The organism is Parvibaculum sp. (genome assembly GCF_035511255.1).
GTDB lineage: Bacteria > Pseudomonadota > Alphaproteobacteria > Parvibaculales > Parvibaculaceae > Parvibaculum.
The window spans coordinates 1-11,255 of record NZ_DATKFR010000364.1 but is presented as its reverse complement, the minus strand read 5'-3'; the positions used below and the strand labels follow the sequence as shown (position 1 = coordinate 11,255).

At 65.7% G+C, this 11,255-nt stretch carries 15 protein-coding genes; 8 read left to right on the top strand and 7 right to left on the bottom strand.

Annotation, left to right across the window (positions count from 1 at the left end; translation table 11 throughout):
- Positions 1 to 269: hypothetical protein (locus VMR03_RS13990; RefSeq protein ID WP_325406238.1), on the bottom strand; the 269-nt coding region annotated here is incomplete at its 3' end.
- A gap of 102 nt (positions 270 to 371) precedes the next feature.
- Here VMR03_RS13990 and VMR03_RS13985 point away from each other — a divergent pair.
- Entirely contained in the window at positions 372 to 1,496 is a 1,125-nt protein-coding gene (locus VMR03_RS13985) for a hypothetical protein (RefSeq protein WP_325406236.1), read from the top strand.
- Between the two features lie 51 nt (positions 1,497 to 1,547).
- On the opposite strand, the gene VMR03_RS13980 is transcribed toward VMR03_RS13985, so the two are convergent.
- A complete protein-coding gene (locus VMR03_RS13980) occupies positions 1,548 to 1,823 on the bottom strand; it encodes a hypothetical protein (protein WP_325406234.1) in 276 nt (91 codons plus the stop codon).
- 29 nt (positions 1,824 to 1,852) lie between these two features.
- Positions 1,853 to 2,170 carry a hypothetical protein gene (locus VMR03_RS13975; RefSeq protein WP_325406233.1) on the bottom strand — a complete coding sequence of 106 codons (318 nt, stop codon included), beginning with the start codon at positions 2,168 to 2,170 and terminating at the stop codon, positions 1,853 to 1,855.
- 162 nt (positions 2,171 to 2,332) lie between these two features.
- On the opposite strand from VMR03_RS13975, the gene VMR03_RS13970 reads away from it, so the two are divergent.
- Positions 2,333 to 3,448 carry a DUF2336 domain-containing protein gene (locus VMR03_RS13970; RefSeq protein WP_325406231.1) on the top strand — a complete coding sequence of 372 codons (1,116 nt, stop codon included), beginning with the start codon at positions 2,333 to 2,335 and terminating at the stop codon, positions 3,446 to 3,448.
- Between the two features lie 11 nt (positions 3,449 to 3,459).
- On the opposite strand, the gene VMR03_RS13965 is transcribed toward VMR03_RS13970, so the two are convergent.
- Positions 3,460 to 4,242 (bottom strand): helix-turn-helix transcriptional regulator, encoded by a 783-nt coding sequence (locus VMR03_RS13965; protein ID WP_325406230.1) that lies wholly within the window; start codon positions 4,240 to 4,242, stop codon positions 3,460 to 3,462.
- Positions 4,243 to 4,458: 216 nt separating this feature from the next.
- Here VMR03_RS13965 and VMR03_RS13960 point away from each other — a divergent pair, with 216 nt between their 5' ends.
- Positions 4,459 to 5,385: an alpha/beta hydrolase gene (locus VMR03_RS13960; RefSeq protein WP_325406228.1), complete on the top strand. Its 927-nt coding sequence runs from the start codon at positions 4,459 to 4,461 to the stop codon at positions 5,383 to 5,385.
- Between the two features lie 3 nt (positions 5,386 to 5,388).
- Here VMR03_RS13960 and VMR03_RS13955 read toward each other — a convergent pair whose 3' ends face one another.
- On the bottom strand, positions 5,389 to 6,444 hold the full coding sequence (locus VMR03_RS13955) for an aromatic ring-hydroxylating dioxygenase subunit alpha (protein WP_325406227.1): 1,056 nt from the start codon (positions 6,442 to 6,444) through the stop codon (positions 5,389 to 5,391).
- A 407-nt stretch (positions 6,445 to 6,851) separates the two neighbouring features.
- Between VMR03_RS13955 and VMR03_RS13950 the strand changes: the two genes are divergently transcribed.
- The 3 genes from VMR03_RS13950 (at position 6,852) to VMR03_RS13940 (ending at position 8,454) form a co-directional block, all read left to right on the top strand.
- Positions 6,852 to 7,277, top strand: a complete 426-nt coding sequence (locus tag VMR03_RS13950) for a MucR family transcriptional regulator (RefSeq protein WP_325406225.1) — start codon at positions 6,852 to 6,854, stop codon at positions 7,275 to 7,277.
- Between the two features lie 100 nt (positions 7,278 to 7,377).
- Positions 7,378 to 7,929, top strand: coding sequence for a PAS domain-containing protein (locus VMR03_RS13945; RefSeq protein ID WP_325406239.1), 552 nt, complete (start codon positions 7,378 to 7,380; stop codon positions 7,927 to 7,929).
- Positions 7,930 to 7,986: 57 nt separating this feature from the next.
- Positions 7,987 to 8,454 carry a hypothetical protein gene (locus VMR03_RS13940; protein ID WP_325406224.1) on the top strand — a complete coding sequence of 156 codons (468 nt, stop codon included), beginning with the start codon at positions 7,987 to 7,989 and terminating at the stop codon, positions 8,452 to 8,454.
- Positions 8,455 to 8,504: 50 nt separating this feature from the next.
- Here VMR03_RS13940 and VMR03_RS13935 read toward each other — a convergent pair whose 3' ends face one another.
- Positions 8,505 to 9,071 carry a helix-turn-helix transcriptional regulator gene (locus tag VMR03_RS13935; protein WP_325406222.1) on the bottom strand — a complete coding sequence of 189 codons (567 nt, stop codon included), beginning with the start codon at positions 9,069 to 9,071 and terminating at the stop codon, positions 8,505 to 8,507.
- Positions 9,072 to 9,217: 146 nt separating this feature from the next.
- Between VMR03_RS13935 and VMR03_RS13930 the strand changes: the two genes are divergently transcribed.
- Together VMR03_RS13930 and VMR03_RS13925 are read left to right on the top strand one after the other, a co-directional pair.
- Positions 9,218 to 9,655, top strand: coding sequence for a helix-turn-helix domain-containing protein (locus VMR03_RS13930; RefSeq protein WP_325406221.1), 438 nt, complete (start codon positions 9,218 to 9,220; stop codon positions 9,653 to 9,655).
- The gene (locus VMR03_RS13925; RefSeq protein ID WP_325406219.1) at positions 9,652 to 10,491 is read left to right on the top strand and encodes a DUF6456 domain-containing protein; all 840 of its coding nucleotides are present in this window, start codon (positions 9,652 to 9,654) and stop codon (positions 10,489 to 10,491) included. Before VMR03_RS13930 ends, VMR03_RS13925 begins: the two co-directional genes overlap by 4 nt.
- 45 nt (positions 10,492 to 10,536) lie before the next feature.
- Here VMR03_RS13925 and VMR03_RS13920 read toward each other — a convergent pair whose 3' ends face one another.
- A complete protein-coding gene (locus VMR03_RS13920; protein ID WP_325406218.1) occupies positions 10,537 to 10,959 on the bottom strand; it encodes a SufE family protein in 423 nt (140 codons plus the stop codon).
- Between the last annotated feature and the right edge of the window lie 296 nt (positions 10,960 to 11,255).

The following is an 11,255-nucleotide window of genomic DNA, read 5'->3' as shown; positions in this document are numbered from 1 at the left end:
GCGGCGAGCGGCAGGTCGAGCGCCTTCGTCGTGTCGCCATTCTGGCGGACCTGGCGGGCGGCCGAAAAATAGCCGGCGATATATTGCCGGCAGTAAAGCCCGGCGCGCGGCGTCCCGCCCTTCGGGTCGAGGATATAATCGGCGAGAACCTGGCAGGCGGCATAGAGGTCCCGGCCGGTCGCGATGCGGGTCCGGGCGGCGGCGGGCGCCGACGCAAGGATCAAGGCGGCGAGCCCCAGCAAAAGGGCCGCCCTTGTCGATGAACTCATTGCAGAGCCTCCTCCTGCCCGCGACAATACAACAGACGGGGCAACCATCGAAGTGGGGAGCGGCGGCACCGGTTTGAAGGGGCGGTCGCGGGGGACGGGGGCATGAAGTCGCGGCTGCTCATCTATGGCGTCGACACCTGGCAGGGCGCGCTGATCTCGCGGCGGGCGGCGGCATCCTTGCCGCACATCGGAGCCGGCCGGGAAATAGCGCGCGTCGCGGGGCATGCGAATGAAACAGGAGCCGGCGAGGGCGAGAACCGGCCGGTCGAGCCGCGCATCTTCGGGCTTGGCGACCGGACGCGCATCGCTTCGTTGCTCGACGACGTGAGCGTTCTCCTCAATTGCGCGTCTTCTGACGCCGGGACGGCGGCGCCGCTCATCGACGTCTGCCTCGAGACGGGAACCCATTACCTCGATCTCGGCGGCGATCGCGCGCATATCGCGGCGCTGCTCGCACGGCACGACGAGGCCGTGAAGGCGGGCGTCGTCCTGGTGCCGGGCGCATCCTTCGATTTTGCGGCGGCAAATGCCGTGGCGGCGCGGCTCGCGACGATCCTGCCGACGGCGCGGGGGCTGATGCTGGCGGTCAAGCGGAGCGGGCGCAGCGCGGCGGAAGCGCGGGCGCTTGTCGCCGCGCTGCATCTTCCCGGCGAGACGATCAGAAACGGGCAGCTCACTCCGGCCGAACCCGGTGCGCGCGTTCTCAATTGCGATTTCGGGCAGGGTGCGGAGGCGGCGCAGCTTGCACCCTGGCGCGGCGAGGGGCTCGTCTGGCGACGCCGCGGGCCCTATTCGACGATCGAAACCTATGAAGTGCTGCCGCCCGTGCTGGTGCGCTTGCTGAAACGCGGCAGCCTCGCGGGGGCGATGTTACGCCGTGGATGGGGCCTGAAGAGGATCGAGCGCCGGTTGACGCGCGGGCGCGAGGGACCGACCGACGCGGAACTGGCGCGCAGCCGCGCCACCGTCTGGGGAGAGGCGCGCACGCCGGACGGAAAGGTTGCACGGGCGCGGCTGGAGACGCCGGCGGCCGCGATCTACACGGCCGACGCCGCGTTGCTGATCGCGCGGGCGCTGATGGAAAGCGGCGCGCGCGAAGGCGGTTTTTATCTGCCGTCCGACATCGCGGGCGCGGGGCTGGTCGAAGGGATCGAGGGCGTCGTCTGGCGCGAGATTGCGGAGGCCGCGGAGGCGGGGCTGGATGTTTCAGTCATGGTCGGAGATTGACGCTCCCCCACCCAACCTTCCCCCTCAAGGGGGGCTTCAGGAAGGTGGAGGCTAATTCGCGGGCTGTTCGAGGCCGAGCCAGCGATCCTTGAGCCGCGAGACGCATTCGCCCTCCGAATACTGGCTCGTCATCATGCGCGCCATGTTCTCGGCGGCTTGCGGCGTTTCGCCGGGCTCGGCGCCGACGGCTCGCGCCATTTGCGAATAGGCGTCGCGCGCCATGTCCTTGGCGAGGATGCGGCAGGGATCGAGCGTTCCGTAGCGCAGAAGCGGCGTGGCGATCAGGAGTACGACAAGGACGACAATCAGGCCAAGGACGATCCGCATTCCGTTTCTCCGTTTCTTCTTTGTGCCGTTCAGTAGCCGCTTGGACCGTTACGGCGGCCATAGCCGTATTCGCTGCCGGAGCCGGGCGCATTCGAGGTGCTGACGCGGCAGGAGTTGAAGCCGGCCTTCCAGCCCGCCCGGTAGGGTTTGCTCGTGCGCCACAGGTCGGGGTCGCGGATGACCGTCGAGGCGTTGCCGGGCACATAGCCCGTGCCGGTGCCGCAGCCGGCCGAATAGCCCGACTGATAATCCGGGTCCTTGGTGTCGTCGCTGGCGCAGCCGGACAGGGAAAGGCCGAGCCCCAGAAGGGCGCCGAGCAGGACGGCTTTGCGAACGGTTCTCGTCATAATCTCTCTCCGGCGGGGTTGGCGCGAAGCATAGCGGGCCTCGCAGGCAAACGGCACATATAGTTTACGACCTTTTAATGCCGGGGATGCTCAGATGCCGCCTTGTCGGGAAGGACGCCATACAGCGCCCTTGTCCATGAACGATGGCCGATGGAGTGGCCGATGGCTTCGATCGCAATTCCGGGAAATGGCTTCGCCGACGCCGCCGCGTCGCCGGGGACGCATGCCCGCGACTTGCTGCTCCGCCGTCTCGCCGACCTCGCCGTGCTGCCGGCCGGACATATCACGCCTCAGGAGCGCGGCCTCGTCGACATGGTGATGGCGACAGCGGTGTCGCGTCTCGACGAGGCGCAGCGCCGCCGTCTTGCCGAACGCGTCGCGATGCTTCCCGAAGGGCCACGAGAATTGACGTTGGCATTGGCGCGCGACAAGTTTTTCGTCGCCGAACCTCTCCTCGGCCTTTCCGTAAGTCTCAGCCCGGGCGACCTCGTCGGCATTCTCCGCGACACCGGACCGGAGCATGCGTTTGCCATCGCCGGCCGGCGGTCGCTTCCGCATGCGGTCGTGGAGGCGCTGATCGAACATGGCAATGCCCGGGGCATTTGCCGGATGCTTGCAAATCCCGGCGCGACAATTTCCGCGACCGCAATCGAAACGCTGACGCGGCGGAGCGCCAGCGAGCCCGAATTCGTACCCCTGCTGCTCTGCCGGCCTGAACTCACGGCGCGCCTGGCACTGTTGATGTTCTGGTGGAGCCCCGCCGCCACACGGTCGGAAATCCTGACACGCTTTACGGTCGAACGGCGCATGATGCATGTGGCGCTCGGCGACGTGCTCGAGGCGGGGCTTGCGGCGAGCGGCGACGACGAGCCCTTGAGGGCGGTCCTGTCACTGGTGAGTCCGCCGCGGCTCGCGCCTAAATCGCATCTCGTACAGTTCGGCCATCTGGCAAGTTCCGGCCATGGCGAGGATTTCCTCGCCGCGCTGGCGCAAGCCGGCCGCGTGCGGCAAGAGACGATGTTCCGGATCGTGAACGACATCGGCGGAGAACCTCTGGCGGTTTTCGCAAAGGCCATCGGTCTTGCACGCGCCGAGTTCGGCGACCTCACGGTTCATGCCGCGAGCATTCGCGGCGGCACCGTTCCATCGCGCGGCGATATCGAGCGGAATGTCGCCGTGTTCGACGCACTCTCGATCGACCGCGCCGATCTCGTCCTTCATTCGTGGGACTGGTTGCTTTCGAACGAAGCGCAGATCGCGATGCCGGACGACCTCTAACGCTCTTCCCGCTATTCGGCGGCGGTTACGGCCGAGCTCGCCGGCTGGAGATCGCCGGCATGGTCCGGCGGCTGGAAAGCCGGCTGTTTGACGATGTGCTCCAGCGCATGCTGCGCCTTCTGCGCGGTCGCGATAATGTCGCCTTCGGCCTTGTCCACCAGATCGAGAACGTCGCGGACGCCGGCGAGCACGCCGTCGAGCCAGCCGTCCGGATTGCAGTCCTGCGCCTTCAACGCGACGGCATCGGCGGCGAGCGACGTCACGGTGCGGCGGACGGCGGCGGTGTTGAAATCGACGGGGCCGGTGACGAGCGTCACCAGCGTGCGGACATGCGCGCGCACGCCATCGATCAAAGCATTGCGTTCGCGCAGGCGCTTGCCAGCCTCGTCGGCGGCCGGCGCAAGGTCATCGAGCGAGACGCCCAGCACACGGGCGATGGAGGCCATGGTGCGGAAGGTTCCGTCCTTCTTGCCGGTTTCGATTTCGGAGAGGTAGGCGGGGCTGATGCCGGCTGCGCGGGCGAGCGCCACCGCCTTCAGTCCGCGAAACTCGCGCCACACGCGCACGGGATTTTCGCCCTCGGCGATCCGGTGTGCGACGCCGGCAGGCGCGCCGCCGAGTCGTTCCGCGAGAATCGCATGGGCGCGGCTCATTTCGCCCGCCGCATCACCGAGGTTCGTCAGGGTCTCATATTCGGCGACCGGCACCAGCACGAAGAGCGGTTGGCCGTCTGGGCCCATCAAACGCTGATGGTCCTTGCCGCCTGATCGGTTGATGGAATCGGGGTCGCTCACGAATGCTCGGCTCCAATATCGGCAAAGGGCGCTCCGGGCGCCGATTCCGGTTCTCGCATGGCACCGTCGTCAGATAGCCGATTCGTCGCGTTCATGCTGCGGTTTCCGCCTGCGCCATTTTCGCGCTCGTCCAGGATCGACGTAGGCGCTCTTGTATCCCGCACCGAGCCGGTCATGATGCCTCTGAGCGGAAGATCGAAGCATAGAGAGGGGGGAATGTCCATGGAGCGCGCGCGAAAGACGAAGACGATCGACGAATTGAAGGCGCTGGTGGCGACGCGTTCGCAATCGCGCGGTTCGTTGTCGCTCGCGCAACGACGCGCAGCGATGAATCGAAACATCGAAGTGTTCCCGGTTCCCGCGGGCGTGTCGGTCGAGGGCGCCGATCTCGACGGGCTCGGCGCGGAATGGACGATCGTCGACGGTGCGGCCGACGCACCGGTGCTGCTTTACTTTCATGGCGGCGGATATACCGTCGGATCGCCTCTCTCACACCGCGCGTTGACGGCGCGACTGGCGCTCGCGGGGCGGACCCGGGTTCTGAGTGTCGATTACGCGCTCGCGCCGGAAGCGCCCTTTCCGGCCGCCGTCGAGGATGGGCTCAAATCCTATCGCTGGCTTCTCGGCCAGGGACATGCGCCGGAGACAATCGCATTGGGCGGAGATTCGGCTGGCGGCGGGCTTGCGATGGCGATGCTCCTGGCGGCGCGCGATGCCGGTCTGCCGATGCCGGCGGGCGCCGTTCTCATCAGTCCGTGGACGGACCTTACCTGCGACACGCCGACCTACGAGACTTGCGCCCATCTCGATCCCATCATCACCAAGGCGGGGATCGACGAACACGCGCAGGCCTATCTCGGCGGCGCCGATCCGAGGCATCCGCTCGCGTCGCCCAATTTCGCCGATCTGTCGGGGCTGCCGCCGCTCTTCATCCAGGTCGGCACGGACGAGGTGCTGCTCGACGATGCGCGCGTCCTTGCAGCACGGGCCCGCGAGGCGGGCGTCGCCGCCGAGATCGAGGTCTGGCCGGGCATGATCCATGTCTGGCACGCCTTTTACCAGATGCTGGAGGAAGGCGGGGCGGCGATCGAAGGTCTTGGCGGCTTTCTGCGCGGGCGGCTCGGCGTCGCGGTCGAAGCTTGACGGTCAGCTCCGCCAGCGCAGCGTCACGGGCTTGACGGGATTCTGGAACGGCCGACCCTGCTCGCCGGCTTCGGCCCATTCGGTCTTGAGGCGGTGATACCACTTCGCCTGGACATCGGAATCGTTGATGAGCATCAGGCGCGGATCGAAGCGCAAGCCTTCCTGCTGAAGATCGACCATGTCGCCATCCTGCTTCAGGAAGGCGCGCATGAAGGGACGCAGGACGGGCTTCAGCACAGAAAGAAGCGGCATGGTCCAGTAAAAGGACTGGGTGATCTCGGTCGTCTTCTCGTCCACCGGCGTCACGCAGGTCAGGCCGACGACGCGGTGGCGGCCGGCGGTGATGCGCTCGATGCGGATGCCGGGGAGGCGGAAGGAGATTTCGGTGCGCGGCGCGCCGCCGAGAATCTTGTAGGCGAAGGAATTGCTCGATGGGGCATGTTCGACCATCGCGAAGCCGAGTTCGGACGGCGCGAAATCCTTAGCCTTCTCATGAATCGATTTTTGCGAGCGCCAATACCAGGAGCGATGCACGAAGGGGCCATGCGCCGGATCCATCAGGCCGATGACGGCGTGATCGACATGGCAGCCGAAGGTCATGGTCTCGCGGATATTCGGCGCGACCTCGCCGAAGCCCGGCATGACCGGCGGCTCCGTCGCCGGCGGCAGGTCGGCGCGCTTTTCATCCGCCATGTAGATCCAGATGTTGCCCTGAATCTCGCGAACCGGATAGCGGCGGACGCGGATGCGCGAAACCTCGACGTCCTGGCCCGGAACAAGAGAGGGAATTTCGGCACAATGGCCGTCGGTGCGGAATTTCCAGCCGTGATAGGGACATTCGACGGCGTTATCGCCGCAACCGCTCGATTTTGCGTCATAAAGGCGTCCCGCGGAGAGCGGCACGCCACGATGCGGACAGATGTCCCTGAGCGCGAAAGCCTCGCCCGTTTCCGTGCGGCCGATAAGCACGGGCTCGCCCAACAGAATCTTACGAATCATCGCGCCGCGTCCGACGGCTTCTCCCGGCGTGCCGAAATACCAGATGTCTCTCAGGAACAAGTCAAACTCCGATCTTCAGGCAAGCCAGGGCGTTCCGAAGTGCCGCGATGGAACACTATGCGACGTTCCGACGCCGCGTCACGCGCCCTTTCGCGACAAGCGGTGATAAGCCGCATCTCGGGCGGCGGCAGGAGGATTATACAAGGTTATCCGCCGGCAGGGTTTCTCGTTCACACCAAACAATTGCTCGTGAAACGCGCTCAAGACAGACCGGAGGGTTATAGTGGACGCCTACATTTGACCTGTTTTGCCGAATATTTTGTTGATATCCGTTATTGTATTCTTTCGATTCAACGACTATTGCTGGCAAGAATTCCGATTGATATAAAGGCGCCGGTGTTCTTTTACCTTTGACTTACTACTGGCTGTGTTGAGTGCAACGGGCCGCACGGGATTTCGGGGACGATATGAGCGAAAAGGCAGCACTGATCGACATGACGGCCGATATCGTGTCGGCATATGTGAGCCACAACAGCGTCGCGGCCGAGGAACTTTCGACTCTGATCTTCAAGGTTCACGAGGCGCTCCTGCAGGTCGAGAGCGGCACGTCGCCTGTTCATGCCGAGCGGCCGGAGCCCGCCGTCACCGTGCGCAAGTCGATCACGCCGGACTACCTCATCTGCCTGGAAGATGGAAAAAAGTTCAAGTCGCTGAAGCGTCATCTGCGTACGCATTACAATCTGAGTCCCGACGAATATCGTGAGAAGTGGGCTCTGCCGCGCGACTATCCGATGGTCGCGCCGAATTACGCCCAGGCTCGCTCCAAGCTCGCCAAGAAAATGGGTCTCGGCCAGAAGGGGCGTCGCACCACCTCGCGCCGCGGTTCGCGGTAGACAAAAAACCTCCTCCCGCCATGCACATCTCGGGTCCCGGTCGGACCTCCCGGACCATGTCGCTTGCCAAGGCGGGCGACGGGACTCATGATTGCTGCATGTGATTCGCATCAGCCAGCGTGCCGCAGGGGAGACGACCATTCCGACCGCCGCCGAACAGGCCATCCGCGCACAGCTTATCATTCCAGAGCAGCGAGAGCTTTTCGACTACTGGCGCGCGAAATGCAGCGACACGTCCTATCCGCGCCGCGCCGATATCCAGCCGGCCGAGCTGAAAGCGCTGCTGCCGTCGCTCAGTCTGCTCGACGTGCTGCCGGAAGAGCCGCTCAGGCTGCGCGTCCGGCTCGCCGGCACACGGCTCAGGGATTATCTCGGCATCGAGATCACCGGGCGCTGCCTCGACGAGTTCGACCTCGGGGACCAGAAAGGCTACTGGGACGCGGCCTATCGCGAGGTGGTCGAGGCGGGACGGCCGGCTCAGGGCGTCGTACCGCTGACGCCGTGGCGCCAGCCTCACATCTTCCAGTTCTGGTTGCGTCTGCCGCTGGTCGACGCCGACGGGCACATCGTCATGGTGCTCGGGCACGACGCCTTTCTGCAGTCGGAAAAGGCCCATGCGCTGGCGAGTCGCGCCAATCTTCGGATCGCTTGAGTTTCAGGCGCCGGACGCGGCACACTCGAGCCGGACGATAAAACCGGAGCCTCCTTCATGTTCGCAGCCGCAAAATACCGGACTCTCAGCGCTTTTCTCACGGCCGGCCTCCTGCTGGCCTTGACCGGCGTCTCGGCGGCCGAAGCCGCCACGGCGAAAATAGAAGAGGGCGAGAAGGTCATTTCGAAGGGCGAGTCGGCCGAATTCAAGGTGACGGCGCCCAGGGACACGTCGTCCGAACTGGCCGCCTGGTGCGAGGTCAGCGCTGGCGGCGTCGCCAAGCTGATCTTCGACGGCGAACACTATGTTCCGCTGTCGGAGCCGACTGTCGGCGACGCGACCACGTTGCAGCCGGGTGAGAGCAAGCGCTACGAGCTCAACGGCACGGTCGAGAAGAACAAGGGCGATGCCTATATCGCCTTCGTCTTCACCGACATTCCCCAGGCGATGTGTTTTCCCGGCATGCAATGCGGCAATGCCGCCGGCGGCGCGCAGACGGTGAAGGTCGTCTGCGGCAACCGGTAGACGAGGGATCGAGGGGTTCGCCCGTCGTCGCGATCCCGGCGAAGGACTTCTCACAAATGACGGATGAGCATGACGACGGGCGCGATCCAGTCCGGCGTCGGCAGAAAGCGCGCCTGCGCGCCGGGATCTGGCGGTACGAGCAGGAAGCTCCCGTCGGCTGACGACACGAAGCGTCCGAAGCCCGACGCCTCGCCATCGATCTCCACGATGCAGTCGCGGCCGAGCGCGCGGGCGGCATGTTCCGGCGGCAGGCGATCGGCGATGAGCACGTCGCCGGCACAATAGGCCCCCACATCGGCGTGGATTCTGAGCGCGACCGGATCGCGCGCCGGCGCTTCGAGCGTCAGCGTCTCGTCGCCCGCCGCGAGCGACCGATCGAAAAGACCGTCGCGGCCAATCTGACCGACGCAGGGAATATGGGATGTCTGCGGCTGGCCGACGAGTTCGGCCGCCCGGAGTCCCAGGGCCGAGGCCAGCTTCTCCAGCCAATCCGTCGAAACGGTCATATCAGAGGTTTCCAGCCGGGAAATGGTGGCGGCCGTGGTGCCGACGCGACGGGCCAGTTCGGCCTGGGTCAAGCGCCGCAACCTGCGAAAGTACCGAATTCTCGTCCTCACACGCGCTCCCTCCTGTTTCAAATCGGCACATTAATTACACAAACTTATCCCCGGGCCTTACGGAATGCGTAATTTTTCCATAGGAACACGCGATTGTTCTCGTAATGTTCCTATGTCTTTCCGTCAAGCGCGCAGGAGGGGACGAGATGCAAGTTGTCGTAAAAAGTCAGTTTGCCGGGTTCGGCGAGACGAGACGGGCGGTTTTCCTTGGATTTGAGGGGCGCCCGGCCCATCGGACGTCCATCGCAAGGCCGGCGGCGGAGGAGATCGAGTGCGCAGCGCGGATTGCGCTGACCCAGGAAATCATAGCGCGGGCGCTCGACGTGCCGGTCGGCGAGTTGCGCGCCACGACGCGCCGGAGGGCGCAGGTGGCATTGGCGCGCCAGATTGCAATGTATCTCGCCCATGTCGCCTTCGGACTTAGCCTGTCGACGGTCGGGCAGCATTTCGGCCGGGACAGGACGACCGCCGCCCATGCTTGCCGGCAGATGGAGGACCGGCGCGACGACCGGGACTTCGACGTGATGCTCGACCGGCTCGAAGGTGCGCTGCGCGCCTTCCCCATCATGGATGTCATGCAATGATGGCGCGGGACAGAATGGCGGCGCGGGAGAAGGCGGCCGACCATCTCGCTGAGCGGGAGATCGAACGGGAGGTGCGCCGGATTTTTCCGCGCCTCAGCGAGCGCGGCGCGCATGCCGCGAGATTCGGCGACGGTGCGTTCGGCATTTTCGTCGCCCGCAACCGCTGGCGGGCGCCGGTGCTGACGATCGAGCCGCCCCTGTGGGCGGCGATCGAAAGGCGAGATTTCGTGGAGCCGGCGGGCGAGGGAGCGTGGCGTCCGAGCGCCGTTGGGATTGCTTACTGGCGGCGCCTCGACGCGCTGGCCGAGCCATTCCGCGCGCAGCACCAACTCGTGGCGTCCCGGCGGATCGGCGCCGGCGACGGAAGCGTCGCGGTCGAGATCAACGAAGGGGAGGCGCCGCTCGGCTGGCTCAGGCGGCGCAAGGGGCCGGACGGACAACCGCTCGTCTCGGCTCCGCAATTCGAGGCGGGAGAACGGTTGCGGCGCGACTTCACGCTGGCCTGCATGACCCCGCGCGTCACGACGGATTGGTCGCTGGCGCTGACCGCGGATGGAGGCAGGCGCGGCCCGCGCGATCCCGCGGATGTGTCCGACCGGGCGCTCGCGGCGCGCGCGCGGCTTGCCCGTGCGCTGCACGAGGTGGGGCCGAGGCTTTCCGACGTGCTTCTCGCCGTCATCTGCCATCTGCAGGGGCTCGAGGAGGCGGAGCAGACCTTCGGCTGGCCGAGACGGTCGGGCAAGCTTGTGCTGCAGATCGCGCTCGACCGGTTGGCCGCGCATTACGGGCTGAACGAGGGGGGCGCCGGGCATCCGCGCGAAAGGAAACGGGAATGAGCGGCCCGCGGAATGTCAATCCGGTTCCGACAAAACGGAGTCGCTCTATACCTTTTCGGACTGCGCCCGGGCGTCGGCCTGGATGCGGCCGACCATCGAATAGAGGCCGTTCGAGCGCTGCGGGCTCAGATGCTCGTTGAGACCGAGCTTCATGAAGATGTCCTTTGCGTCGATCGCAAGGATTTCTTCCGGCGTATGGCCGGAATAGATGCGCAGCAGAATGGCGATCAGACCACGGACGATATGGGCGTCGCTGTCGCCCCGGAAGACAAGATGCGTCTCACCCGTTTCGCGCCGGGCTTCGCTGACGAGCCAGACCTGGCTCGCGCAGCCCTGAACCTTGTTCTCGGGCGCGTGTTCCGCCTCGCTCAGCGGTTCGAGTTCGCGGCCGAGCTCGATCACGTAGCGGTAGCGGTCTTCCCAATCGTCGAGGAAGGCAAAATCCTCGATCAGACTTTCTATGCTCATGCCGTCTCGTGCCGGTTGCAGGGGGGCGAGCTTCGAGCCCCACGTCTTCGTTCCGTTCAGGACATAGCGACGATGGACGTATCGCACAAGCGCAAGCAGGACCCGGGGCCCCTCGACGACGCTAGTCGCCTCGCAAAAAGGAAACGCCGCCCGGCGGGGGACCGGGCGGCGTTGGAGAGGCCAGAAAGCTCAGGATGGGGGCTTCCGGCGGGCAGACATCAGGCGCCTGCGAGGCGTGCCTGATGAAGGGGGCGGGGGGCAGGCGGCGCGTTCACAGCGGCGGCGGGCGCGCCTTG